This is a genomic window from Methylobacillus draconifructus (assembly GCF_045984355.1).
Taxonomy (GTDB): Bacteria; Pseudomonadota; Gammaproteobacteria; order Burkholderiales; family Methylophilaceae; genus Methylobacillus; species Methylobacillus flagellatus_A.
In genome coordinates, this window is sequence record NZ_JBJQII010000005.1 from 142113 (window position 1) to 164973 (window position 22861).

A 22861-nucleotide genomic window follows, 5' to 3' on the forward strand; every position below is an offset into this window, starting at 1 on the left:
TGATTCCTTTGGTCGGTCAACGCCTCAGCTCCAGATACGGGAGCCCAGGTAAATGGTCAGGTAAAGCGGTATCCATGCCGCCGCGACGAAATACCAATAGAGCCCGTTCACGGTGACGGCAATCCTTTTTTCCGGCGTGAAGTAACGCCTGCGCGCCAAGTAGACGATTACCAACGTCTTGAAAATCACTGCAATTACGTGGGCGCTATGAAATCCGATCATGAGCCAGACTATCGAGCCGTAGGCATGGGTGTCCCAGCGGAAATCGACATGGCTGGCATATTCATAGGCCTTGATCCCGAGGAACACCAGCGCCAGGGCGATGCTCGCCAGCGGCATCCATGCCAGCGGCTTGGCGTCGCCGCGCTTGAAGGCCTTGTCGGTAAGGTAGACCGGCACCATGCTGGCGAGCAGGACCACGGTGGACAAGGTGGGCAACAGCAGTTCCGGCGGGCTGGTGCCCGCGGGCGGCCAAGCGGCATGATTGCCCTGCAGATAGAAGAAGCTCGCGATCAGGGTGGCGACTACCGTGCCTTCCACCGTCATGAGCCCGACGATGCCCCACCACAGGGGCGACCTGAAATCATAGCTGTAATCCGGCAGCTTGCTGGCGTCGATGTCGGCATGCAGGCTCATTTTGCCGCTCCCAGTTGTTTAGGCCATATCCAGCCGGTGATGGCGATAAAGCAAAGCAGAAAGCCCAGCAGCGGGATGGCAATGTGCGCCATCAGGCCGGCGAAGGTGACCGCGGTGGCGACCGCGAGCCAGAAAGGCCACGGCGACGGGCCGGGCAGCGGCTGCCTCGCTTCCGGATGCGATTCGAGGATGGAGGTGAGCAGGATCTCGCGCCGGTCGCTGCGGATGCCGGTGACCACCGGGTTCTGCTCCAGGCCGCCGGTGCCGGACCATAACGGGTAGCGGCTATCCACCGTCCTGATGTGGCGGAAATTGTACGAGGGGGGAGGGGAGCTGGTGGCCCATTCCAGGGTATCCGCGTTCCAGGGGTTGTCCCCGGCCACCTTGCCGCGCTTGAGGCTGGCTAGCGCATTGACCAGGGTCAACAGGAAACCCAGCGCAAGCACCGTGGAGCTGATGCTGATAAAGAAGTTGGCCTCGTTCCAGCCTAGGCCGTCGAGATAGGTGTAGACGCGCCGGGGCATGCCGTCCAGCCCGAGCTTGTGCATAGGGAAGAAGGTCAGGTTGAAGCCGGCGAAGGTCACCCAGAACGCGATCTTGCCGAGGCGCTCGCTCATCATGCGGCCGGTGAACTTGGGATACCAGTAATACAGCCCGCCCAGCAATGGAAACACCGCGCCGCCGATCAGCACGTAGTGGAAGTGGGCGACGACGAAATAGGTGTCGTGCGCCTGCATGTCGAATGGTACCGAGGCCACCATCACGCCGCTAAGGCCGCCGATGATGAAGATGAGGAAAAAGCCCAGCACGTGCAGCAAGGGCGTGGCAAGCTTGGGCTTGCTGCCCCAGAGCGTGGCGATCCAGCAGAAGATCTGCACGCCGCTTGGGATGGCGATCATGGCGCTGGAAGCCGTGAAGAAGTTGGAGCCGAGTTGGGGCAGGCCCGCCGTGAACATATGGTGCACCCAGAGCCCGAAACCGATGAAGCCGATGGCGACGATAGAGAGCACGATGGGGATGTAGCCGAAGATGGGCCGTTGCGTGAAGGTGATGATGATGCTGGAGACCATGCCCAGCGCCGGGATGAAGATGATGTAAACCTCAGGGTGGCCGAAGAACCAGAACAGGTGCTGCCATAGGATAGGATCGCCCGAGGCCGCGGTGAAGAAATGCATGCCGGCCATGCGGTCCAGCGCGAGCATCAGGCTTGCGATCACCAGCGGCGGCAGGGCGAACACGATCATGAACGACATCACCAGCATGGCCCAGACGAAAATCGGCATGCGGTTGAGCGACATGCCGGGCACCTTGCACTTGAATATGGTGGCGATGATCTCGATTGCTGCCACCAGCGCCGAGATTTCCATGAAGGTGATCACCGTGGTGTAGAAATCCAGTCCCAGGCCGGGAGAAAAGCCGGCGCCGGCAAGCGGGGGATAGCTGAACCAGCCCGCGTCGGGCGCGATCTTCAGCAACAGCGCGACATACATCATGACGCCGGCGATGAGGTAGATGTAGTAGCCGAAGGCGTTGAGCCTAGGGAACGTCATGTCGCGCGTGCCGAGCATGAGGGGAATGATGTAGACCGCGAAGCCTTCCATGACCGGGATCGCGAACAGGAACATCATGGTGATGCCGTGCATGGAGAACACCTGGTTATAGGTTTCCGGGTCCATGAAGTCGTTCTCGGGCACGGCAAGCTGCAGGCGCATCAGCAGCGCCAATATCACGCCCAGGATGAAGAAGACGAACCCGGTGACGATGAAGCGCATGCCGATATTGGTCTGGTTGACATGAGTGAACCAGGCGAAGAACCCGGGCGGGGAGGCCCAGGTGCGCTCCAGCTGCCGCGTTTCCTCGTCGTATTGGATGGATGCTGAATCGGTCATTCCGCTACTCCAGGCTGAGCAAGTATTCGACAAGGTTGCCTAGGTCCTCTCCCGCAAGCACGGTCGCCGGCATATGGCTGCCGGGCTTGAAGCTCTGCGGGGAGAGTATCCAGGAAGACAAGGTGCCGGGCATGTTGTCCAGCGTGCCCGCCGCCAGGGTCTTGCGCGAGCCGATATGCGTCAGGTCCGGCGCGACGCTGGCGAGGGCGCTGGTGCCGCGGATCGCGTGGCACATGGCGCAGCTTGAGCGCAGGAACACCTGCCTGCCCTTGGATTCGTTCTCGGTGGCAGGCTCGCGCGCAGGCTGCGCCTGCCGCTGCAGCCATGCATCGAACTCCTCTTCAGGCACGGCATCCACGGTGAAGGCCATCTTGGCATGCTGCTTGCCGCAGAACTCGGTGCACTGGCCGCGATAGCTGCCTGGCCGGTCGGCCTTGACCCAGGTCAGGTTGCGCTTGCCCGGCACCATGTCCGTCTTGCCGTTCAATTGCGGAATCCAGAAGCTATGGATGACGTCGCTGGCCTCGAGCGCGATGCGCACGGGCTTGCCGACGGGAATGCGAATCTCGTTGGCCGTCTTGGCGACATGGTTGCCTTCCGTGTCGAGGTAATCCACCTCCCACCACCACTGGTGGCCCGTGACCTGGATGGTCAAGGCGTGCTCGGGCATGGGGGCGACGATCTCGCGGTTGACCGCGGCGCTGGAAATGACGAAGACGGTCAATATCAAGGCCGGGATCACCACGCCCGAGACGAGGACCAGGTTGCGGCTTTGGGTGAAGGTAAGAGACTTAGGCTCGGCTTTATTCCTTGCCCTCAGCAACGCCACGGCCAGCATGGCCAACACGATGAACAGGATGATGCCGCCGATCGCCACCATGCCCCAGAACAAGTCGGCGATAGCCTGAGCCAGTGGCCCTCCGGGCTGCAGGACGGATTGGCTCGCATATGCCGGGGAACAGGCGCATATGAGCCAGATGCCTGCCGCAGCAATGCCAGGCGGCAGGGATTTTCGCGGTAAGCATTTCTCCTGGGGCGGGCTCATGGAGTCTCGCCCTCGCGCAGGTCTGATTCCGCCTCGTCCTGCAACGGCCTGCTGCTGGCGCCGGCCGGCAGGTCCTTGTCCAGGCCGCCTAGCGAGCGCACATAGGCGACGATCTTCCATGCCTCCTGCTCGGGGATTTTGCCGTGAAACGCCGGCATGCCGTTCGGGCGGCCCTCCATGATGGAAGCGAATATCTGCGCAGGCTCGCTGCCGTATATCCAGTGCTTGTCGATAAGGGGCGGACCCATGCCGCCACCGCCGTTGGCATGGCAGCCGGCGCAGTTGAACCAACCATAGAGCCGCTTGCCCTCGTTGATCGCATGGCGGTTGTCCATGTAGGGGTGCGGCTTGAGGACCGCATCCTCGGTGCCGGGGCCGAATTCCGCTACTCTGTTGACAGGAGGCGAGGGCGGGTTTTCCGCATTGCGCAGGGCGGCCTGGTCTTCGCAGCCGCTCAGTAACAGCAGGGAGAGCGCTGCTGCAGGCTTGCTAAAGGGAGAAAACATACAATTGCCCTCCCTTGTCGGTATGTTGCGGCAGGTCTTTCATGGCATTGGCAAACCCCAGGGCCGCTGTGCCGTCGCGCGCATCGAGGCCGCCGGAGACAATAGCGCCGGACCAGCCGCCCACACCCGAGAAGATGGCGACGTACTGCTTGCCGTCCTTGTCCTGAAAGGTGACCGGCTGTCCGACGATGCCGGAGCCGACGCGGTATTTCCACAGCAGCTTGCCGGTTTTGGCATCCAGGGCCTTGAACCAGCGGTCCATGGTGCCGTAGAACACGATATCCCCGGCGGTCGCCACCGTGCCGCTCCAGACTGGGAAGCTTTCTTCAATGCTCCACACCTTGCCGCCCGCGACCGGGTCCCAGGCCGTGTACACGCCGCGGTGCCCGCCCGGCCCGGCGAACATCTTCACGTCGGAGCCGACATAGGGCGTTCCGGCAATATAGTTGGCCTGCGTACCATGCATATCCATGCAAAGGTTGTTATGCGGCATGTAGATAAGCCCGGTCCTGGGCGAATAGGCTGAAGGCTGCCAATCCTTGCCACCTGGGGCCGCAGGACAGATGTTGTGTACCGTCCGGTTGGTGCCGGGCTGTTTGTCCTTCACCTTGCGCATTTGCCCGGTCTTGAGGTCTACCCCCTCGGTCACGTTGACCGGCACATAGGTGTTGGCGGACAGCACCTCGCCGCTGGCGCGGTCCATCACGTATACATGGCCGTTGCGCTCCGGCCTGACCAGTACCTTGCGCTGTTCGCCGTTGACGGGCAAGTCAAGCAGCAGGCTTTCGTTGACGCCGTCGTAGTCATACAGGTCATGAGGTTCTACCTGGTAGGCCCAGATTGCGCTGCCGTCGTCCGGGCGGCGCGCGAACACCGTCAATGTCCACTTGTTGTCGCCAGGCCGGAAATCCGGGTTCCAGGGGCCGGGATTGCCGGTGCCGTAATAGACCAGGTCCAGCTCCGGGTCGTACGAGAGCCAGCCCCATACCGTTCCGCCGCCGATTTTCCACATTTCCGGCGGCCAGCTGTTGGCCCCAAGGTCCTTGCCTTGGTCCTGCGGGTAAAACGGCCTGAAATCCTCGCCAATCAATACTTCCTTGTCCGGGCCGGTGCTGTAGGCTGTCCAGAGCAGCTCGCCCGTTTCAGTGTCCAGTGCCTTCAGCCAGCCGCGCACTCCCATCTCGCCACCGCTGTTGCCGACCAGCATTTTCCCCTTGACCACCAACGGCGCCATCGTCATGGTCTCTCCGCGCTTGAGGTCGCCGACCTTGGTTTTCCATAGCTCCTTGCCCGTGGCCGCTTCAAGGGCGATGGCATGGTTGTCCAGCGTATTGAAGAACAGCTTGCCGTCCGCATGGACCAGGCCGCGGTTCACCACGTCGCAGCATGCCATGCCTTGCGATTCCTGGTGCGTGTCGGGCTTGTACTCCCATTTCTTGCTGCCGTCGAGCGATAGCGCATACACCGTATTCGGGTAAGGCGTGACCACATACAAGGTATCGTTCACGAATACCGGTGCCGCTTCATGTCCCGGCGTGAGGCCGGTCGAGAATGTCCAGGCCAGCTTCAAGTTCTTCACATTATCGCGGTTGATCTGCTCCAGGCCGCTGTAGCGGGTGCTGGCGTAGTTTTTTGCCGGCATGGCCCATTGACCGTCTTCATTAGCTTCCAGCCAAGCGGGTGAGGTTGAATTGTTATGGGGGTAATTTGCCTGCGCTACCTCAGGAGGCGACGAAGCAGGATTCGATTGCGTACTATCTTGACTACAGGAGACTGTTAAAAAGCCGACCAGCAACCATCCTGGATAAAGGAAAAAATCTCTGTAGCTATCCACTCGATAGTTCCTTTTAGCGAATTTATATGGAGATGAAAGACATTCAGCTGTTCGATCATCTAAGGAAGTTTTCCCCTGTTGGTATCAATTCTAGCCATTAAGTTTCAAAAAATATTTCCAAAAAATAACAACTGTAATTTAATGTAATGAATACCCAATCCAAGTGAAAATGTTAAATGCAGCCAATACTGCTAAATTCCGGCCCTTCCTCTCCTAATTGTTAATGATGTCCGACAGAAAAATTAGAATTCTCTGATTGAGTCATTAAGTAAATCCCTTAGGCTTGTCGGTTGGAGTGAAAATTCAAGGGTAGGGCAAAAATCCAGCATTGAATTTCCTCCGTAAAAATAAAGCCATGGAGGAAATTGGATGCAGGAATTTTTGGAAGTTACTACCTTTATTGGACTGTCTTTATATCAATGGATTACATTGATCATCATTGCAATCTCAGCTTATTTCATACTGCACACCTTATGGCGTATCGCCATCAATAAATTGTCGAAAGTTTCCGCCGGCACCGAGCATAAATTCAACAACACGATTGCCGAAGTGCTTGGCAGCACCCAAAAAATCACCTTGGCATTATTTGCATTGCTGATTGCGCTGCAGTTCTTGGAACTTCCGGAAAGATGGGAGACTCGGCTGAGTCATTTGACCTTCTTCGTGATCGGCATCCAGATCGCATTATGGATAAGCAAGAGCATCACCATCTGGTCAAGCGTGCAATTATTGGAAAAAGAAGGCCAGGTCCCTAATCCGGTGATCACCTCCATGCTCAGCTGGATATTGAAAGTCGCCATCTGGTCGATCGTGATATTGGCCATCCTCTCCAATGTGGGCGTCAACATCACTGCATTCATCGCCAGCTTGGGCGTAGGCGGCGTTGCTGTGGCATTGGCCGTGCAGAATATTCTGAGCGACTTATTCGCATCGCTGGCCATCGGCCTGGACAAACCTTTCGTGATAGGGGACTTCGTCGTATTCGGCGAAGTAGCCGGCAGCATTGAAAGGATAGGGCTGAAAACTACGCACATCAGGAGCATCAGCGGCGAGCAGATCGTATGCAGCAACACCGAACTCCTGAAAAACATTATCCACAATTACAAACGCATGTCGCAACGCCGGGTGGAATTCAAGTTCGGCGTTACATACGACACGCCTGCAACCACTCTTGCCAAGATACCTGACATAGTGAAATCCGCAATAGAAACATCTGATCGCACTAGGTTTGACCGGGCCCACCTCAAAGGATTTGGAACAAGCTCTTTGGATTTCGAAGTGGTCTACTTCGTGGATTCCAGCGACTTCAACTTATATATGGATACGCAGCAGGCAATCAATCTATACATGATCAACGAATTCAAAAAACTGGATGTTAGTTTTGCATTGCCTACCACTAACTTGCATATTAGAAGCCTTGAATCTGCTAAAACGCAGTAGGCAAAGGAATTAGCCGATGCATCTGAACACAACTTGATGAAATACAAAATAAAGACGGATGAAAGTGAGAGGCTTCGAACTCACGAACCGTCTCGGATCGTTGGCTTTTCATCAGTGAAATGATGAATGTTAAATTTGATTAATATCGATAGGATTATTTTCTGTATTGGTGTCGTCAAAATCCTGACTTGCCAAGATCGCACTCACTTTGGAATGAATTTCCTCTTCAAACTCCTCAAAAACTTCAAGTCTCTTTAAATCTTCATTTACATCAATACCGAGCAAGGCCGCACAAGTGTCCAATGCAGTTCTGGATAAAATGAAATTATAAGTTTTTCCGTCACTTAGTACTTTAAAGTGTACTTCCTGATTAATCACGATCTTATCGAAAAAACTAGCGCTCATATTTTCCCTTTAGCAAATAAAATGAAAGCCCAGCTATATGATAGATAGCATCCTGAAAATTGTTAAAGAAGAAAACTCTGATACGAATGTAGGAAAAGCAAGCACACCTTGCCGAATTGCTATTCCGCTAGGTTAGAGCAGGAATAATTCGTCAGGTTACTCATAATCGCGTGTTTAAAATGTCCGGTTAAGGGTAAGGTATCAATAACAAGAAAAAATCGCTCGTGGAAATGAGTTATCAGCCAATGCGAACTCAGCATCGTTAGCGGTAGGCGTTTGGGAAGAGGTCATGGCTAATCCAAGTCCCCAAACGGGGTTTGATTTCAACCAGGTCGATGATAATGATTTGCCATTTATTTAACATAATATACATTATGCGAAGTAACGGCGATAATAAAAAAGGGCCGCTGCTGCGCCAGCAGCTAGGCTCCCGTTAACCGCGGCCGCGCCATCCCCTGGCACGTTCAGCAAGGAAAAACTTAAGCCCAGCACCAGGATGATACCTGCGGCGGCTTTCCCACAGGCACCACGAAAAACCTTGAAGAATTCTCGCTTTTTTTCGTTCTTTTCATTCTCAGCGCTAATTTCAGCAATCACTACAGCAGGATCAATTTCTAGCGTCTCAGCTATTTTGAAACAGGCGTAATTATCAGGAGTGTGCCGACCCTTGTAATAATCACTAACGCGGGATTCCGATAAATCCAGAGCTTTGGCAAGCGCATAGTTGCTTGTTATCCCAAGCTTTTTCTTACATTCATCGAAATATTCAATCTGTCTCATTTTTGCTCCTACGGTTGTCAGCATCATACACCTGAAAAATAGGTTGACAATATTCCAAGGTTGTAAGTATAAAGACGCACATACTACCAACCTCGGTAGTACAACAACTAAGGAACTGAAAAATGGCAGACCCACAAACCAACGTCTCACCCCTCCCATCCGGCAAGATCAGCCTGCTGGAGGCCATCGTCGAAGGGCGCGTCCAGCGCATCGAACAGCCGCAGGAGAGCGAATGGACCTACTTCACGCTCCAGCTCAAGGCGCGCGACGAGTACACCGCGCCCGGCTCCATCCAGATATCGCAGCCCGCCTCCCAGCGTCCATTCTGCCGCGAGGGCGACGTCATCCGCGCCAAGGTCGTGATCGGCGGATACGGCCGTCGCTACAACGGCAATTTGTACGTCACCAACACCCTGACTTTCGTTGAAGCGCTCTAACAACCTGTCGGGATTTAGCGACACCTAAAACTTGCAGTGCTAGTACCACTGCAAGTACCACTGCAAGTAATTCCCAGAAGTGGGAAAAAACGGGAAACGTGTCGTCAAATCCCGACACATTACAAGCCAAAAACAGGGAGAAACCTTCATGCCAAAACTGGAATTCAGTAGCGTCATTTGCGACTGGCTTTCATTCCGTCATGACTTCCAGCCCTACACGGAAAACCCTGTCCTGGAAGCAGGCAAAATACTCAAAATCGACCGCAACGGCGTGATCGAAAACGAAATCCAGCAATGGGAACAGATCAAGTGCTCGAGCTCCGATACCTCCATCCGCATCAAATGCGATGGCAAGCACATCTGGTTCCAGGGCAATATTGGCCGCTTCCGCGAAGCCAACAACCTGCAAGGCCACACCCTGCAACAATGCTTCGACAAGGCTGCCACCTTCATCCGCGCATTCCTGCCCGGCGCAGACCTGCGTTTCCTCGGCACCACCGTCCGTGATGGCACCATCGGCGAATACGGCACCTACCTCACCCGCGTTGACCTCGCCGCCAACTTCCACACCGACGAATACCTGCAACTCTCCAACCAACTGGCTTCCCGCCGCATCGGCCAACGTGTCGCCCGCATAGGCAAGTACGGCCCGACCTGGGGCTATGACACCAAGCGCGGCCAGTACTGGAAAGCCAAGCTCTACGACAAGCTCGCAGAACTCCAGGGGCTGCGCACGCCCCACCCCAAGGCCACCACTGCCCGCTTCGAGGTGCAGCTGGGCAGCGAGTACCTGCGACAAAAGGGCCTCAACAAACTGATCAACTGGAAGAACGACATGGAAAAAATCGTCTATGGCAAGTTCGCAAGCCAGGCATTCGCGGAAAACGCCACCGTCGAGACCTGGACTGACATCCCTACCCGCCTTCGCCAGCACGCCATCATGTGGCGCGATGGCGTCGACCCCAAGACCTACATGAGTAAGAGCGCCTATTACCGCGTCCGTGCCGCGCTCCTGGAATACGGCGTCGACATCAGCTCGCCATGCAACGTCATGAACCTGACCCAGCGCGTCAGGACCATCCTGGTCCACGAGCTCGACGCCTACCGCCAGAAGGTGGCCTGACATGTACTACCTCCCAGGCAACAACCCCTATTTGGTGTCAGATCTCGACCAGGTACAGATCCACCGTGACACCAAACGCAAGCGTCGCGCCCGTAACAACCTCGCGGCCCTGGTTATCGGCCTGCTGATCGGGGGCGCACTCGCCCTCATCAGCGGCCTGTAAGCGCCGCCAGTCGCCCACTGGCATCAACTTGGAGAATCAAACATGTTCAAGAAAATAGCAGGTGTCGTTGTTGCAGTAGCCCCATTGTCCGCCTTTGCTGAAGTGCCAGCCTCGGTCACTACCGCCATCGGCGATGCGGTGACCGACGTGGGCACCATCGGTGCGGCCATCCTCGGCGTTGTGATCGGCATCGTCGTCTTCAACTGGCTGCGCCGCGTCATCAAGTAAGCATGGCCTATCTGCACGACAACCTTTGTTTTGCAGAGCTCCCGCAGCTGTACGCGTCTATGGCTGCGGGTTGCCCGATTGTCACCAGCGATGGCCAGGCACTGACATGCACGCCCACGCAAACCGGCTACACCATCACCAAGAGCGACGGCGTTACCGGCACCACCATCGAAGTCACCCCGCCCCTGATTGAATGCACCCCGCAGATAGGCGACTCTCTGGAGCTTGCCTGGATGTGCATTGGCGTCATTGCGACCGCCTGGGGTTTCAAGATCATTGCGAAGGCCATTCACTGATGCCAATCGAACTCTACCCAATCGCCATCATCGTCACGATGGCGATCTGCGCATGGATACTGTTTAGATGAGACTTCTAGCCCTGATTCCCTTGCTCCTGATCGGGGCAACCGCCCAGGCTGCCATCATTGACATCGGCACGCCTAGTACCATACGCACCGGCCCTGAGGACAAGTGGTATTTCTTCCCGCCCAAGGGCTATACCGACGTCACCTTTCCATCTGACAACCCGCGCACCATCACAGCGCCAACCACCAAGGGCGGTTTGCCTGTGACGCTCAATCAGCGCACTTCGCCTAATATTGCCGGTCTCGGCTCTGCTGCACTCAACCTCGCAAAACGTGCCGGCCCCTTGGGTGCCGGCCTGACCATTGCTGGCATCTTGTGTTCCGAGACAGACATCTGCTCATGGTCCGACCCTGACAATCCGGCTGCTGAGCCTGTATGGTCGATCACTGACCCCAGCAACGCGCCATATCCATATCAGCACTTTGAATTTGGTCAAAACGTTGCTCAAGCGATTGGGCAAAGCAGGTTTTCTACATCCAATCAGCTCTGTGAAGCATCACTCGCTTATTACAATGGTCCTGGTGCTGCATCCTCGGGCATAAGCACTGTTTTGCCGCTTCAAGGTGTAGCGGATTGTTATCTTGTTGGTAATGATGTTGCTGTCAAGGTAATCGGGTCGGATGGCAATGTTCACGGTCAATTTGTTCCAGGCCGTCGAGTACAAAGTTGTGATAACACAACGCATTACCTGTCCGGTTCCCAATGCTTGCCGCTCAATCCTGATCGTCGCATTCCTGTCCCGCCGACTGGCTGGCCTTCTCCTGATGATGTGCCAGGACTTAGGACCCCGGACATCATCCCCGACCTCATCAACGGTGAAGAACCTGTCCCTGTTGAAACGCCTGCGATTGATCCTAAGACCGTACCCGGCCCCGGTGGCTCTACCACTGAAACCGTACGCGATGGCAATGGCAATCCGATCGGTACCAAGGTCACGGATACCACTGTCACGATTACGCCCACTGGACCGACAACCGTAGAGGTGACGGAAACCACCACGACGACAGAGACCAATATCACCAATAACACCACCACCGTCACCACGACTGAAACCACGTTACCAAACAATGAGGACCAGTCCGAGGAACCGAAGGAAGACCAGGATATAGAAATCGACGATGTCGAAGACCAAGACCTGGATACCCATGAAATCCCGGACACCTTCTCTTATGAGTCCTGGGGCGGGGGTAGCTGTCCAGGCGATCCGACAATATCGGCCAGGGGCCATTCTTACAGCCTGCCGGTCCACACCGTCTGCGAGGCTATCACCGATATGCGGCCTGCCGTGCTGCTGATCGCCGCCCTCGTTTCCGCCTACATCATCTCGGGAGCCTTCCGCCAATGAAATTCCTGCTCGGTACCTTCTTCACCAACTCTGCCGGCGCGATCGCCAAACGTGTCCTGGCAGCCCTTGGCCTGGGCATTATCAGCTACGCAGGCGTAGCGACAGCGCTTGCTACGGCCATCGGCTACGCCCAGGCGACCTACACCGGTTTCGGCGGCTATATCGCCGCCTTTGCTGGCCTGGGCGGCATTGGCGAGGCCCTGGGCATGATCGCCGGCGCCATGACCTTCCGTGTGACGGTCGCCTATCTTTCCAAGATCGGCGTGGTGCCCAAGTGATCACCCTGATCACGGGCCAGCCGGGCAATGGCAAATCCGCCCTGACCGTCTGGCAATTCATCCGTCCCGAGGTCGAGAAGCGTACCGTCTATTGTGTCGGCATCCCCAAGCTGACTTTGCCGGTCATCCCCATGAGCCGTGCCGAGCTCGAACGCTGGCATGAACTCGAGCCCAAGAAAAACCCCGACGATGACGATGAGGTACCGTTGCTGAAGAACATCCAGGAAGGCTCCCTGATTGTCGTGGACGAGTGCCAGAAGTCATTCAAGCCGACCGGCACCACCATGCATCCCTTTATCGAGTACCTGTGCGAGCATCGCCATCACGGTCTCGACTTTGTTGTCATCACGCAGTTTCCGCACCTGGTGCACAAGACAGTGCGCGCACTGGTGACCAAGCATATCCACGTGCGCAGTACCTGGCGCGGCCGCAGCCTGCACGAATGGCCCGAGTGGCAGGAGAACCCGCACACCAAGTCCAACCTGGCCGTGGCGACCACGACGCGCTACACCATCCCCAAGGAAGTGTTTGGCATGTACGAGTCGGCCAGCATCCACACCAAGGTCAAGCACAAGATACCGATGGCCTTCAAGCTATTCGTGCTGCTCCTGGTAGTCGTGCCCATGCTGGGCTACATGGCCGTGCAGCGGGTCAAGGCCAAGGCCGCGCCACATAAGGCCGATGAGGCGCAGGTCGAGCAACCCGCCACTGTCGTATCCCAGACCGTCCAGGCCATGACGCCGGAGCAGGTCGAGCTTGAGAAAGCGAAGCTTCAGGAGCCTCGGGAAACCGGGCAACCGCAACAGGTTGTCATCACCAAGTCATTGCGCCTCGCTGATTCTTCCGTGCTTTGGCCTGCCGTGGCGGGTTGCGTTGAGTTCCGGGGCGAATGCCGTTGCTATGGTGATGAAGGCGAGCGGCTGGACGTGTCACAGGAAGCATGCAGGTCAGGCATTGAACACAAATGGGCTGGCCGTGGCATGCCCGCAGAGACGACAACGAGGAGGCACGACGAGGCGGAGTCTTAGCGGGCATGCTTGCCTATCTGCCGCATTCTGCCCAATAATCCGGCCATGGATATCCTGATCACCGGAATAGTCGTCGTCGCCGTCACCTACCTGGCCTGGCAGTGGCTGTTCAATCGTGCCTCGGTCAAGCCGCGTCCAAGCCGTCCAAGCCCTTCGTCACGCGGTGACCTGGACAATGCCATGAGCCGCCTGGTGACCGCCTGCCGGGGAGACAAGGCAAAAGCCCAGCGACTGGTCGAGTATGAGCGCAAAAACAATCCTGCCATACGCACCATCGATGCCATCCAAAATGCCTTTGACCGCCTGGAACGTGACCGTCAGCGGTAGTTTGGTGTCAGATTTCCGTTCTGCAGGAGCTGGCCAACCCGTTTCCTGACACCATTGGTGTCAAACCAGGATCCTCGATCGGCAAGATCTGACACCAATAAAAAAGCCCTCATTGCGAGGGCTTTTTTCTAACGGGGATTTTGCTTATCCAAGCATTCTGACAATGGCGGCAACCACACCTACCGCCACAAAAATCGACCCGACTGACCACTTGATGATTTCAACCTTGGCATCTGCCAATTCACGCCTCACATCAGTGATCTCTGAACGGATGGCGGCCAGGTCACCTTTCGTGGCAAGCTGATCCGCATGGATGTTGTAACGCTTGTCGACAGCCCGGTTCATTGCCTCGGCTGCCGCCTTGGCCTTATCCTCAGGGATATTGATCGCCTTCAGCGCATCATACAACTCGTAAACAATCTCACTCATCTGCTAAACTCCTTTTGCGCTATATCTTACGCGTTTTCCTATTGGTGTCAAAAATTCACCTGGTATCGATCTATATGACACCATTTGGTGTCAATTTATCGATGTCCAGGAACGAACTGGACACCATCCCCAAGATAATCCAGCAGGTTCATGCAGTGATACCCCGCTAACTGCGCTTGCCGCTGCAACCACTCCGCCCGTTCCTCCAGCTTCAGGTACTGCTCTCCCCTCTCGATACCCGCCAACGCCTCCCTCACCTTCTCCTCGTCTTGGCCGATATACACCCGCTTCCTCGGCTCCCCGTTTTTGCTCGGATAGACCAGGTACAAGTATTTGCCGTTCTTCCAGGTTGTGCCGGCGTAGGTGAGGCCCTGCTTTTTAAGGGCCAGCAACTGCGCCTGCACCCGGTTCCACTCATCGCGCCGTTGCCTGATCTTCTCCGACACCTCCAGCAATTTGCTCTCCACCTTATCCATGCTGGGCCAATCCGCATCCAGTGCCATCTCCCTGGTTGAAACATCGATCAGCTGCTTAGCCATGTTTCACCTCCTGGGATAACTTCCTGATCCTCTCCTTTGCATGATCGTTATCATCAACCACCGCTGCAAATGCCAGGGCAGCTAAAGCACCAAAAGCCTGATGCGTTGCATCTTTCAGGCTCATCCCCTTATCGATGTTGATTTGAATTAAATTCTCTTTCAAATGATAGCTATCCATCACAATCATCCTTTCCGCGTTGAAGGTCTGCCGTGTGGTGAAGGCAGCGTCCGAAGGATGCAGCCCTCGCCATACGGCATGGCCGACCAGCAACATTGGAGGAAATAAGGGTCAAGACTGAAACCCCGCAGGGGCGCGTAAATGGAGGGGACCCGCAACGCGGGGAGGAAACCGTTTAAGAGCGGTCTTGAGGCTTATTTGCTCCAATGGTTCTAGCGATATTCAGCGATGGGTGCCCAGAACCTTTGAGCAATAAAAAACCTCGCAAATGCGAGGTTCTATCTGATGACCGATGGTGAATCTGGTTTTCTTAAGTGCCCATTATACGAAGTATAGAACACGTAAAGTTTTTTGGGGCTGTTTGCTGACTTACAGCAAATCGCAAACCTCCAAAACACAAAAGCCCCATTCGGGACTTTTTAGATGCGATGCATAAGTTACAGGCGTGCAAAGGCCCTGGTCGATTAAAAGCATTTAGCTTAACCGGTGTCATCTAAAGGGAATGCGATGCTAAAACTAACAAACTGAAAACATATAAAGGAAACTGGCGGAAGCGGTGAGATTCGAACTCACGAACCCTTGCGGGTCGCCGGTTTTCAAGACCGGTGCCTTCAACCACTCGGCCACACTTCCGTTTTGACATCAGTCATGGTGGTGACTGAAGAAAGGCCGCCATTCTATCACAAGATTAATCGTCTTCCACCACCATCCCGGGGAAAAGCACGTCGGTAAAACCAAACTGGGCAAGGTCACGAATCCGCATCGGGTAGAGGATGCCGTCAAGATGGTCGCATTCGTGCTGTACCACTCTTGCATGAAAGCCGCTTACCAAGCGGTCTATCGGATTTCCGTATTGATCATATCCAGTGTAGTGCAACCTTTGATAACGCGGTACCACGCCGCGCATGCCCGGGACGGAAAGGCACCCTTCCCAGCCATCTTCCAGTTCTTCGCCTATAGGCGTCAGCGCGGGGTTGATTAATACCGTATACGGCACTTGTTCGGCATCCGGGTATCGTGGATTGTGGCCCACGCCAAAAATCACGACCCGCAGGCTAACGCCGATTTGCGGAGCGGCTATACCGGCACCGTTCAGATGCGCCATGGTGTCCTCCATATCCTTGATCAGGGCATGGAGCTCCGGGGTATCGAATTGCTGGATAGGCTCTGCCTTTTGCAGCAGCAGAGGCTCTCCCATTTTCAACACAGGTTTAACAGGCATGGCCTACCACTACCCTTTCTATCAGGTTTCGGACGCGTTGCATGGTTGCGTTAAGGACATCGCCCATGTTTTCGTATTGAATGCCATTCACGCTACTGCCTCGCCCTGCCGCATGATTGGCCACGGGGCAGATGGCCGCGTAATGCAGATCCAGCTCACGCGCGAGAGCGGCTTCCGGCATGCCGGTCATGCCGACCATGGTGGCACCGTCCCTTTCCAGGCGGTTGATTTCTGCTGCGGTTTCCAGGCGAGGGCCTTGCACACATGCGTAGACACCGCCATCGATAACTGATTCATCAATATTGGCCGCAGCCTCCAAGCATAAGCTGCGCAGCCTGTCGCTGTAAGGCACAGTGAAGTCGATATGCTTCACCGGCAGGTCGCCACCGTCATAATAGGTGTTCTTGCGTGCGTGCGTGTAATCGATGATCTGATCCGGCAAGGCAATCACGCCCGGGTTGAGGCTTTCATGGATGCCGCCGACGCTGGCGACGGAGACAATGTCGCGCACGCCTTCGGCATGCAGCGCCCAGATATTGGCGCGATAATTGACGATATGGGGCGGAATGGTGTGCCCATGACCATGCCGGGGTAAAAAGATCACTTCATAGCCGCAAATATCCCCGTAAGTTAGGGGGCCGGAAGGTTCGCCATACGGCGTACGAACAATCTGCCTGCGCTTGATCTTGAGATTGGCCAGTTTGGTCAACCCTGTACCACCAATAATACCTAGCATGAAAACTCCACAATGACGGATTGGCACATTGTAGCGCAACAATCTTCACTTGCCACAAAGCGCGATGACTGGCGTTTTATGGCATACTTTATGCCGCTTATGACCACATCAGACCAAGCCACTATCCAGCAGAGCATGGCGCTTGCCAAAGCCCATTATGAAAATTTTCCTGTTGCCTCTGTTCTCCTGCCCAAGGATTTGCGCGCACCCGTTGGCTTGATCTACGCCTTTGCCCGCCAGGCCGACGACTTTGCCGATGAGGGCGAGCTGGCGCCGGAGGAGCGGCTGGCCTTGCTTGACGGCTTTCGCTCGCAACTCGATCAAATCAGGGATGGTGTAACGCCCGACACGCCTTTGTTCCAGGCGTTGCAAGCCATGATCAAGGAGCGCGGCTTGCCGCTGGCGCCGTTTTACGACCTGCTTTCCGCATTCAGCCAGGATGTGGTCAAGGCCCGCTACGCCAATTTCGGCGAGGTCATCGATTATTGCCGCCGTTCGGCCAACCCGGTCGGGCGGCTGATGCTGCATCTATACAAGGCCGCCACGCCGCGCAACATTGCCTTGTCGGATGCGATCTGCACCTCGCTGCAGCTCATCAACTTCCTTCAGGATGTCGAAATCGACTATCGCAAGGACCGCATCTACCTGCCGCTGGACGAACTGCAGAAATACAAGGTCTCCGAGCAGCAGATTGCCGATAAAAACAGCCAGGGCACATGGGCCCTGTTGATGGAATTCCAGGTCAACCGCACGCGCAAGCTGCTGCAATCCGGGGCGCCGCTCGGGCTGGCCCTGCCCGGCCGCATCGGGCTGGAAATGCGCATGATCATTGCGGGGGGCGAACGCATCCTGCGAAAGCTCCATCATGTACGCGGCGATGTTTTCAACCAGCGCCCGGTTCTCAAGCCGGCGGACTGGGTTTATATGCTGTACCGTGCGGTGAGGAAAAAATGAGTCCGCAAGAATATTGCCAGAAGAAGGCCGCAGCCAGCGGCTCCAGTTTCTACTACAGCTTCCTGTTCCTGCCAAAGCCCAAGCGGGAGGCCATCACCGCGCTGTATGCCTTTTGCCGGGAAGTGGATGATATCGCGGATGAGGTCCAGGATATCAACGTCGCGCAGACCAAGCTCAACTGGTGGCGCGGCGAAATCATCAATCTTTTCGAGGGCAGGCCGCAGCACCCGGTTACCCTTGCCTTGCAGGCGCCAGTCACGGAGCTCAAGCTCAAGCAGCAGCACTTCCTGGACATCATCGACGGCATGCAGATGGACCTGGAGCAAAACCGCTACCGCGACTTTGCCGAGCTCGAGCTTTATTGCTACCGCGTTGCCAGCGTGGTCGGCCTGCTCTCGGCCTCCATTTTTGGCTACAGCAACCCGCAAACCCTGCAATATGCGCTGGACCTGGGCATGGCCTTCCAGTTGACCAACATCACGCGCGATGTCGGCGAAGACGCCCGCAGGGGCCGGATTTACCTGCCGCTGGACGAAGCCGCCCGTTTCGGCGTCAGCGAGCAGGATATTCTGCAGGGCAGGCCCTCCGACAATATGCGGCAATTGCTGGAATTCCAGGCCGAACGCGCTGAACGCTATTACGACAAGGCGCTTGCCGAGCTGCCGCCGGAAGACCGCAAGCTCCAGCGCACCGGCCTCATCATGTCGGCGATCTACCGCACCCTGCTCAAGGAAATCAAGGCGGACGATATCCAGGTGGTGCTGAACGCGCGCGTATCCCTCACCCCTATCCGCAAACTCTGGCTTGCCTGGCTGACATGGGTTCGCAATTAACGCCGCATGTCGCGGTGATCGGCGGTGGCTGCGCCGGGCTTGCGACAGCCGTTCGGCTCACGCAAGCCGGCATCAGGACCAGCTTGTTCGACTCCAGCCACCAACTGGGCGGGCGCGCGCGGGGCATAGACTGGCAAGGCCTCACGCTGGACAACGGACAGCATATCCTGCTTGGCGCCTACTCACAGACATTACGGTTTCTGCAGACATGCGGCGCGGATATCGATAGCGGCTTGCTGCGCTTGCCGCTCAAGCTGGAAATACCAGGCAAGTTCTCGCTTGAAAGCCAGGCTGCCCTGCCGGCGCCATTGCATATCCTGGTTGGCCTGCTGCAAGCGCAAGGCCTCAGCCTGCGGGAGCGCCTGGCTGCCGTGCGCTTCATGGCCGGCCTGCGGCTCAAGCGATTTCGCCTGGCAAAGGACGTTCCATTGCAGCAACTGCTGGCAAGCCAGCCTCCCCGGCTCACCGCCATGCTGTGGGAGCCCCTCTGCCTTGCGGCCCTGAATACCCCGATTGCCACGGCAAGCGCACAAACATTCCTCAATGTGCTGCGGGACAGTTTCGCGCACAAGAAATCCGACAGCGATTTGCTCCTTCCGCGCGCCGACCTCTCGGCCCTGCTTGCCGAACCCGCGGCCACCTTCATCGAAGCGCATGGAGGCAGAGTCAGCCTCAATACGCCAATAGAAAGCCTGCATACGCTGGAACATGGAGTAAGGTTGAAGCTGAAGGATGCAATGCAGGACTTCAGCCATGTAGTGATCGCTACTTCCCCTTTCCGCGTCGCCGCATTGCTGCCTTCGCTGCAAAGCATGGAGGATGTCGTTGCCAGCTGCCAGTCGTTGCAATACCAGCCCATTTATACCGTCTACCTGCAATACACTCACGAAACAGTGTTGCCGCAAGCCATGCATGGCCTGACCGGCCAACTCGGCCAATGGGTGTTTGACCGTGGACAGCTTTATGGGCAAACAGGCCTGCTCGCAGTTGTCATCAGTGCCGAAGGCAAGCACCAGGCATTAACGCAATCCGACCTCGCCATCAAGATACACCAGGAGCTGCAAGCCGTTTTTCCGGCCATTTTGAAGGCCGCGCCGCTCTGGCATAAAGTCGTCGCGGAAAAACGTGCGACCTTTGCCTGCACGGCGGGACTGGATCGTCCGGGCCAAACCACTCCGCATCCGCGCATACAGCTAGCCGGGGATTATGTCGGCACCGGAAGCGCCTTATTGGACTATCCTGCCACCATAGAAGGCGCGATCAGGAGCGGTTTCCTGGCGGCTGAAAATATTATTAAATCACATCAAGTATAAATTTTAATATTATGATAATAAATGATATTCATGACTTCATTCTTCACTGGGGAATCATGAGTCTGTCCTTATGGGTCGCCAGTCTGATCTTCCCCGGAATCAAGTTTTCCTCGCGGCTTTCGCTGTTGATCTCCGCTCTGGCCCTGGGTTTCGTCAACGCCGTCATCCGCCCTTTGCTGCTGGTGCTCACCTTTCCATTGACCTTGGTGACATTCGGCTTTTTCGCACTGGTCGTCAACGCCTTGATGATCATGCTGGTTGCCAAGCTGATTAAAGGGTTCGAACTCTCCGGCTTCTGGACTGCATTCTTCGCCAGCATCTTCATTGCAGTGCTGGGCTTCTTGATCGAATGGATACTGCCGAGCCAGGGAGTCGCCCTGATGACGCCCATCAACAGCAACCCGGATACCATCTCGATCTAATGGCCTTGCATTCAAATCCCCCTGGGCGGCGGATTCTCGCCCCCATGGTTATTTGATATGCTTGAGCGATAGAAAAAGCCAGCCTACTCCCAACTTCAAAAAAGCAAAGAGCACACACCTTGCGCATCCTTTTTGTTAGTTCCGAAGCCTATCCCTTGATCAAGACAGGCGGCCTCGCCGACGTCAGCGGCTCTTTGCCTGCCGCCATTCGCGACCTTGGCATCGACATCCGCATATTGCTCCCAGGCTATCCGGCCGTATTGGCAAAGCTGCAAGACAAGCGCCTGGTCACGCCAATCCATGGACTGCCGGAAGTCGGCAGCATCAACCTGCTGGCAGGCAAGATGCCGGATACCGGCGTCGATGTCATGGTGGTTGAAAACGCCCAGCTGTTCGACAGGCCCGGCGGCCCGTATAACGACAGCCAAGGCAACGACTGGAACGATAACGCCCTGCGCTTCGGCATCCTGTCCAAGGTGGGCGCCATCTTGAGCAGCCAGCACTCGCCCTTGCGCGACTGGATACCCGACGTTGTGCACTGCAACGACTGGCAAAGCGGCCTGACTCCCGCATTCCTGCACCACTCGGGCACTCCTCATGCCAAGTCCGTCATCAGCATCCACAACCTGGCATTCCAGGGCAATTTCGCTCCTGAATGGGTACAGCGCCTGGGCTTGCCCGCCCATAGCTACCAGGTGGATGGCCTGGAGTATTACGGCCAGATGTCCTTTCTCAAGGCCGGGGTCTACTATGCCGACAGCATCACCACCGTCAGCCCGACTTATGCGCGCGAAATCCAGACTGAGCAATACGGCTTCGGCATGCAGGGGCTGTTGGCAACGCGCAGCCATGAGATTCACGGCATCTTGAACGGGATTGAAACCCAGGAATGGAATCCGGCCATCGACCCTTACCTGGCCAAGACCTATAACCTGGAACACCTTGCCGACAAGAAGATCGTCAAGAAAGCGCTCCAGGTGCAATTGGGGCTGGAAGCCGCACCGCACAAGCCATTGCTCGGCGTTGTCAGCAGGCTGACGCACCAGAAAGGCCTGGATATATTCCTGGCCGTGGCGGAAAAACTGCTGGCAAGACACTGCCAGATCGCCGTGCTCGGCAATGGCGAAGCGCAGATGGAAAACGGATTCAAGGAGCTGGCGAAGCGACATCCGCGCCAGGTGAGCGTGACGATCGGCTACAAGGAGCCGTTGTCGCACCAGATCATGGCCGGCGCCGACATGTTCATCATGCCGTCGCGTTTCGAGCCATGCGGGCTTAACCAGATGTATGGGCTGCGCTACGGCACCCCGCCGGTCGTGACCCGCACTGGCGGCCTCGCCGACTCAGTCAGGGACAGCAACAGCAGTACGATGAAGAACAACACCGCGACGGGATTCGTGCTGGAATCTGCAGAACCCCAGCAGTTGCTGAACACAGTGGAGCGCGCCCTCGTCTACTACCATGACCCCAGGGCATGGCGCAGAATCCAGCGCAACGGCATGCGCCGCGACCTGAGCTGGGCCGGTAGCGCGAAGCTCTACCTGGATTTGTACCAAAGCCTTGCCCAGCAGCGCTGACCAACCTGTTTTTTTAGTATCGACCGCACGAATACCCACAATTAGCAAACTGTTACAACTATTTAACAGTTTGCTAACCATTTTCCCTGTCCCGGCAATAATTCAGCAACACTTCCGCCCTAATATGCTACCTAACGCAGAGTAAATGGCAGCAATGCTTTTTATATGCGAGCTTTCTCCAAAGCTATACTTCTCCTCCCTTAGCGGGTGCGCCTGACGCACCCCTTTTTTTGCCTGTTATTCCTGACGTTACTCCATGCGGATGAAGTGTTCGCGGTAATACTTGAGCTCGTCGATCGATTCGTAAATATCTGCCAGCGCCTCATGCTTGCTGCTTTTCTTGAAGCCTGCAATCAGGGCCGGGCGCCAGCGCCTTGCCAGCTCCTTGAACACGCTGACATCCAGGTTGCGGTAGTGGAAGTACGCCTCAAGTTCAGGCATGTAGCGCGCCATGAAGCGCCTGTCCTGACAGATGGAGTTGCCGCACATTGGGGATTTCCCCGCCGGTACGAATTCCTTGAGGAATTCGATCATCTGTTGCGTAGCCGCGGCTTCGTCCAGGGTGGAAGCCTTTACCTTGTCGATCAGGCCGGAACGCCCGTGCGTTCCCTTGTTCCAGGCGTCCATGCCGTCCAGCACAGCATCGGATTGATGAATCACCAGCACCGGGGACTCACCCAGCACATTCAGTTCGGCGTCGGTCACGACGGCAGCCAATTCCAAAATACGGTCGCTGTCTGGCTGCAAGCCGCTCATTTCCATATCCAGCCAGATGAGGTTGTCGTTGTGTTGTGACATAATGATTTCCATTAAAATGTGCGCGGATGCA

Annotated in this window: 28 protein-coding genes and 1 tRNA gene; 15 read left to right on the forward strand and 14 right to left on the reverse strand. The window is 56.2% G+C overall.

Annotated elements, in window-relative coordinates; translation table 11 throughout:
- Positions 1 to 24 precede the first annotated feature (24 nt).
- From ACJSDX_RS11825 to ACJSDX_RS11845, 5 genes are read right to left on the reverse strand one after another with little or no spacing between them, the layout of a single operon-like run.
- Entirely contained in the window at positions 25 to 636 is a 612-nt protein-coding gene (locus ACJSDX_RS11825; protein ID WP_407994850.1) for a cytochrome c oxidase subunit 3, read from the reverse strand.
- On the reverse strand, positions 633 to 2525 hold the full coding sequence (ctaD, locus tag ACJSDX_RS11830; RefSeq protein ID WP_407994851.1) for a cytochrome c oxidase subunit I: 1893 nt from the start codon (positions 2523 to 2525) through the stop codon (positions 633 to 635). The genes ACJSDX_RS11825 and ctaD overlap by 4 nt, the downstream gene beginning before the upstream one ends.
- Positions 2526 to 2529: 4 nt before the next feature.
- Complete coding sequence (gene coxB / locus ACJSDX_RS11835; RefSeq protein WP_407994852.1) at positions 2530 to 3570, reverse strand: cytochrome c oxidase subunit II; 1041 nt, start codon at positions 3568 to 3570, stop codon at positions 2530 to 2532.
- Positions 3567 to 4076: a c-type cytochrome gene (locus tag ACJSDX_RS11840; RefSeq protein WP_407994853.1), complete on the reverse strand. Its 510-nt coding sequence runs from the start codon at positions 4074 to 4076 to the stop codon at positions 3567 to 3569. Before ACJSDX_RS11840 ends, coxB begins: the two co-directional genes overlap by 4 nt.
- A complete protein-coding gene (locus ACJSDX_RS11845; RefSeq protein ID WP_407994854.1) occupies positions 4060 to 5910 on the reverse strand; it encodes a methanol/ethanol family PQQ-dependent dehydrogenase in 1851 nt (616 codons plus the stop codon). The genes ACJSDX_RS11840 and ACJSDX_RS11845 overlap by 17 nt, the downstream gene beginning before the upstream one ends.
- 369 nt (positions 5911 to 6279) lie before the next feature.
- Here ACJSDX_RS11845 and ACJSDX_RS11850 point away from each other — a divergent pair, with 369 nt between their 5' ends.
- Positions 6280 to 7350 carry a mechanosensitive ion channel family protein gene (locus tag ACJSDX_RS11850; protein WP_407994855.1) on the forward strand — a complete coding sequence of 357 codons (1071 nt, stop codon included), beginning with the start codon at positions 6280 to 6282 and terminating at the stop codon, positions 7348 to 7350.
- A gap of 129 nt (positions 7351 to 7479) precedes the next feature.
- Here the strand turns inward: ACJSDX_RS11850 and ACJSDX_RS11855 are convergent, their stop codons facing one another.
- Both ACJSDX_RS11855 and ACJSDX_RS11860 read right to left on the reverse strand, forming a co-directional pair.
- Positions 7480 to 7755, reverse strand: coding sequence for a hypothetical protein (locus ACJSDX_RS11855; RefSeq protein ID WP_407994856.1), 276 nt, complete (start codon positions 7753 to 7755; stop codon positions 7480 to 7482).
- A 372-nt stretch (positions 7756 to 8127) separates the two neighbouring features.
- Complete coding sequence (locus ACJSDX_RS11860) at positions 8128 to 8535, reverse strand: helix-turn-helix domain-containing protein (protein WP_407994857.1); 408 nt, start codon at positions 8533 to 8535, stop codon at positions 8128 to 8130.
- Positions 8536 to 8657: 122 nt separating this feature from the next.
- Here ACJSDX_RS11860 and ACJSDX_RS11865 point away from each other — a divergent pair, with 122 nt between their 5' ends.
- The 9 genes from ACJSDX_RS11865 to ACJSDX_RS11905 all read left to right on the forward strand — a co-directional run bounded on the left by ACJSDX_RS11865 (position 8658) and on the right by ACJSDX_RS11905 (position 13829).
- Entirely contained in the window at positions 8658 to 8972 is a 315-nt protein-coding gene (locus tag ACJSDX_RS11865; protein WP_407994858.1) for a hypothetical protein, read from the forward strand.
- Positions 8973 to 9120: 148 nt separating this feature from the next.
- Positions 9121 to 10095: a phage/plasmid replication domain-containing protein gene (locus ACJSDX_RS11870; RefSeq protein ID WP_407994859.1), complete on the forward strand. Its 975-nt coding sequence runs from the start codon at positions 9121 to 9123 to the stop codon at positions 10093 to 10095.
- A 1-nt stretch (position 10096) separates the two neighbouring features.
- Complete coding sequence (locus ACJSDX_RS11875) at positions 10097 to 10258, forward strand: hypothetical protein (protein ID WP_407994860.1); 162 nt, start codon at positions 10097 to 10099, stop codon at positions 10256 to 10258.
- A 42-nt stretch (positions 10259 to 10300) separates the two neighbouring features.
- Positions 10301 to 10486 carry a major capsid protein gene (locus ACJSDX_RS11880; RefSeq protein WP_407994861.1) on the forward strand — a complete coding sequence of 62 codons (186 nt, stop codon included), beginning with the start codon at positions 10301 to 10303 and terminating at the stop codon, positions 10484 to 10486.
- A 59-nt stretch (positions 10487 to 10545) separates the two neighbouring features.
- Complete coding sequence (locus ACJSDX_RS11885; protein ID WP_407994862.1) at positions 10546 to 10782, forward strand: hypothetical protein; 237 nt, start codon at positions 10546 to 10548, stop codon at positions 10780 to 10782.
- 67 nt (positions 10783 to 10849) lie between these two features.
- Complete coding sequence (locus ACJSDX_RS11890; protein ID WP_407994863.1) at positions 10850 to 12196, forward strand: virulence factor TspB C-terminal domain-related protein; 1347 nt, start codon at positions 10850 to 10852, stop codon at positions 12194 to 12196.
- Complete coding sequence (locus ACJSDX_RS11895) at positions 12193 to 12474, forward strand: DUF2523 domain-containing protein (protein ID WP_407994864.1); 282 nt, start codon at positions 12193 to 12195, stop codon at positions 12472 to 12474. Before ACJSDX_RS11890 ends, ACJSDX_RS11895 begins: the two co-directional genes overlap by 4 nt.
- On the forward strand, positions 12471 to 13502 hold the full coding sequence (locus tag ACJSDX_RS11900) for a zonular occludens toxin domain-containing protein (RefSeq protein WP_407994865.1): 1032 nt from the start codon (positions 12471 to 12473) through the stop codon (positions 13500 to 13502). The genes ACJSDX_RS11895 and ACJSDX_RS11900 overlap by 4 nt, the downstream gene beginning before the upstream one ends.
- A gap of 45 nt (positions 13503 to 13547) precedes the next feature.
- Positions 13548 to 13829: a hypothetical protein gene (locus ACJSDX_RS11905; RefSeq protein ID WP_407994866.1), complete on the forward strand. Its 282-nt coding sequence runs from the start codon at positions 13548 to 13550 to the stop codon at positions 13827 to 13829.
- A gap of 144 nt (positions 13830 to 13973) precedes the next feature.
- Here ACJSDX_RS11905 and ACJSDX_RS11910 read toward each other — a convergent pair whose 3' ends face one another.
- From ACJSDX_RS11910 to ACJSDX_RS11935, 6 genes are all read right to left on the reverse strand, one after another.
- Entirely contained in the window at positions 13974 to 14258 is a 285-nt protein-coding gene (locus ACJSDX_RS11910) for a hypothetical protein (protein WP_407994867.1), read from the reverse strand.
- A gap of 95 nt (positions 14259 to 14353) precedes the next feature.
- Positions 14354 to 14797, reverse strand: a complete 444-nt coding sequence (locus tag ACJSDX_RS11915; protein ID WP_407994868.1) for a hypothetical protein — start codon at positions 14795 to 14797, stop codon at positions 14354 to 14356.
- Positions 14790 to 14975, reverse strand: coding sequence for a hypothetical protein (locus tag ACJSDX_RS11920; protein WP_407994869.1), 186 nt, complete (start codon positions 14973 to 14975; stop codon positions 14790 to 14792). The genes ACJSDX_RS11915 and ACJSDX_RS11920 overlap by 8 nt, the downstream gene beginning before the upstream one ends.
- 545 nt (positions 14976 to 15520) lie before the next feature.
- Positions 15521 to 15608, reverse strand: a tRNA-Ser gene (locus ACJSDX_RS11925).
- A 55-nt stretch (positions 15609 to 15663) separates the two neighbouring features.
- Complete coding sequence (gene def / locus ACJSDX_RS11930) at positions 15664 to 16197, reverse strand: peptide deformylase (protein ID WP_407994870.1); 534 nt, start codon at positions 16195 to 16197, stop codon at positions 15664 to 15666.
- Positions 16187 to 16933 (reverse strand): S-methyl-5'-thioinosine phosphorylase, encoded by a 747-nt coding sequence (locus ACJSDX_RS11935; RefSeq protein WP_407994871.1) that lies wholly within the window; start codon positions 16931 to 16933, stop codon positions 16187 to 16189. The genes def and ACJSDX_RS11935 overlap by 11 nt, the downstream gene beginning before the upstream one ends.
- Positions 16934 to 17032: 99 nt before the next feature.
- Here ACJSDX_RS11935 and hpnC point away from each other — a divergent pair, with 99 nt between their 5' ends.
- From hpnC to glgA, 5 genes are all read left to right on the forward strand, one after another.
- Positions 17033 to 17887, forward strand: a complete 855-nt coding sequence (hpnC, locus tag ACJSDX_RS11940; RefSeq protein WP_407994872.1) for a squalene synthase HpnC — start codon at positions 17033 to 17035, stop codon at positions 17885 to 17887.
- On the forward strand, positions 17884 to 18720 hold the full coding sequence (gene hpnD, locus ACJSDX_RS11945; RefSeq protein ID WP_407994873.1) for a presqualene diphosphate synthase HpnD: 837 nt from the start codon (positions 17884 to 17886) through the stop codon (positions 18718 to 18720). Before hpnC ends, hpnD begins: the two co-directional genes overlap by 4 nt.
- Positions 18705 to 20033: a hydroxysqualene dehydroxylase HpnE gene (hpnE, locus tag ACJSDX_RS11950; RefSeq protein WP_407994874.1), complete on the forward strand. Its 1329-nt coding sequence runs from the start codon at positions 18705 to 18707 to the stop codon at positions 20031 to 20033. Before hpnD ends, hpnE begins: the two co-directional genes overlap by 16 nt.
- A gap of 11 nt (positions 20034 to 20044) precedes the next feature.
- Positions 20045 to 20455, forward strand: a complete 411-nt coding sequence (locus ACJSDX_RS11955) for a phage holin family protein (RefSeq protein WP_407994875.1) — start codon at positions 20045 to 20047, stop codon at positions 20453 to 20455.
- Positions 20456 to 20574: 119 nt separating this feature from the next.
- Complete coding sequence (gene glgA / locus ACJSDX_RS11960) at positions 20575 to 22032, forward strand: glycogen synthase GlgA (RefSeq protein WP_407994876.1); 1458 nt, start codon at positions 20575 to 20577, stop codon at positions 22030 to 22032.
- Positions 22033 to 22281: 249 nt separating this feature from the next.
- On the opposite strand, the gene orn is transcribed toward glgA, so the two are convergent.
- The gene (gene orn, locus ACJSDX_RS11965) at positions 22282 to 22830 is read right to left on the reverse strand and encodes an oligoribonuclease (RefSeq protein WP_309565302.1); all 549 of its coding nucleotides are present in this window, start codon (positions 22828 to 22830) and stop codon (positions 22282 to 22284) included.
- Between the last annotated feature and the right edge of the window lie 31 nt (positions 22831 to 22861).

Coding starts and splice junctions, on each gene's coding strand:
- ACJSDX_RS11825 (WP_407994850.1), bottom strand. CDS start 636: ATGAGCCTGCATGCCGACATCGACGCCAGCAAGCTGCCGGATTACAGC.
- ctaD (WP_407994851.1), bottom strand. CDS start 2,525: ATGACCGATTCAGCATCCATCCAATACGACGAGGAAACGCGGCAGCTG.
- coxB (WP_407994852.1), bottom strand. CDS start 3,570: ATGAGCCCGCCCCAGGAGAAATGCTTACCGCGAAAATCCCTGCCGCCT.
- ACJSDX_RS11840 (WP_407994853.1), bottom strand. CDS start 4,076: ATGTTTTCTCCCTTTAGCAAGCCTGCAGCAGCGCTCTCCCTGCTGTTA.
- ACJSDX_RS11850 (WP_407994855.1), top strand. CDS start 6,280: ATGCAGGAATTTTTGGAAGTTACTACCTTTATTGGACTGTCTTTATAT.
- ACJSDX_RS11855 (WP_407994856.1), bottom strand. CDS start 7,755: ATGAGCGCTAGTTTTTTCGATAAGATCGTGATTAATCAGGAAGTACAC.
- ACJSDX_RS11860 (WP_407994857.1), bottom strand. CDS start 8,535: ATGAGACAGATTGAATATTTCGATGAATGTAAGAAAAAGCTTGGGATA.
- ACJSDX_RS11865 (WP_407994858.1), top strand. CDS start 8,658: ATGGCAGACCCACAAACCAACGTCTCACCCCTCCCATCCGGCAAGATC.
- ACJSDX_RS11870 (WP_407994859.1), top strand. CDS start 9,121: ATGCCAAAACTGGAATTCAGTAGCGTCATTTGCGACTGGCTTTCATTC.
- ACJSDX_RS11875 (WP_407994860.1), top strand. CDS start 10,097: ATGTACTACCTCCCAGGCAACAACCCCTATTTGGTGTCAGATCTCGAC.
- ACJSDX_RS11880 (WP_407994861.1), top strand. CDS start 10,301: ATGTTCAAGAAAATAGCAGGTGTCGTTGTTGCAGTAGCCCCATTGTCC.
- ACJSDX_RS11885 (WP_407994862.1), top strand. CDS start 10,546: ATGGCTGCGGGTTGCCCGATTGTCACCAGCGATGGCCAGGCACTGACA.
- ACJSDX_RS11890 (WP_407994863.1), top strand. CDS start 10,850: ATGAGACTTCTAGCCCTGATTCCCTTGCTCCTGATCGGGGCAACCGCC.
- ACJSDX_RS11895 (WP_407994864.1), top strand. CDS start 12,193: ATGAAATTCCTGCTCGGTACCTTCTTCACCAACTCTGCCGGCGCGATC.
- ACJSDX_RS11905 (WP_407994866.1), top strand. CDS start 13,548: ATGGATATCCTGATCACCGGAATAGTCGTCGTCGCCGTCACCTACCTG.
- ACJSDX_RS11910 (WP_407994867.1), bottom strand. CDS start 14,258: ATGAGTGAGATTGTTTACGAGTTGTATGATGCGCTGAAGGCGATCAAT.
- ACJSDX_RS11915 (WP_407994868.1), bottom strand. CDS start 14,797: ATGGCTAAGCAGCTGATCGATGTTTCAACCAGGGAGATGGCACTGGAT.
- ACJSDX_RS11920 (WP_407994869.1), bottom strand. CDS start 14,975: ATGGATAGCTATCATTTGAAAGAGAATTTAATTCAAATCAACATCGAT.
- def (WP_407994870.1), bottom strand. CDS start 16,197: ATGCCTGTTAAACCTGTGTTGAAAATGGGAGAGCCTCTGCTGCTGCAA.
- ACJSDX_RS11935 (WP_407994871.1), bottom strand. CDS start 16,933: ATGCTAGGTATTATTGGTGGTACAGGGTTGACCAAACTGGCCAATCTC.
- hpnC (WP_407994872.1), top strand. CDS start 17,033: ATGACCACATCAGACCAAGCCACTATCCAGCAGAGCATGGCGCTTGCC.
- hpnD (WP_407994873.1), top strand. CDS start 17,884: ATGAGTCCGCAAGAATATTGCCAGAAGAAGGCCGCAGCCAGCGGCTCC.
- hpnE (WP_407994874.1), top strand. CDS start 18,705: ATGGGTTCGCAATTAACGCCGCATGTCGCGGTGATCGGCGGTGGCTGC.
- ACJSDX_RS11955 (WP_407994875.1), top strand. CDS start 20,045: ATGATAATAAATGATATTCATGACTTCATTCTTCACTGGGGAATCATG.
- orn (WP_309565302.1), bottom strand. CDS start 22,830: ATGTCACAACACAACGACAACCTCATCTGGCTGGATATGGAAATGAGC.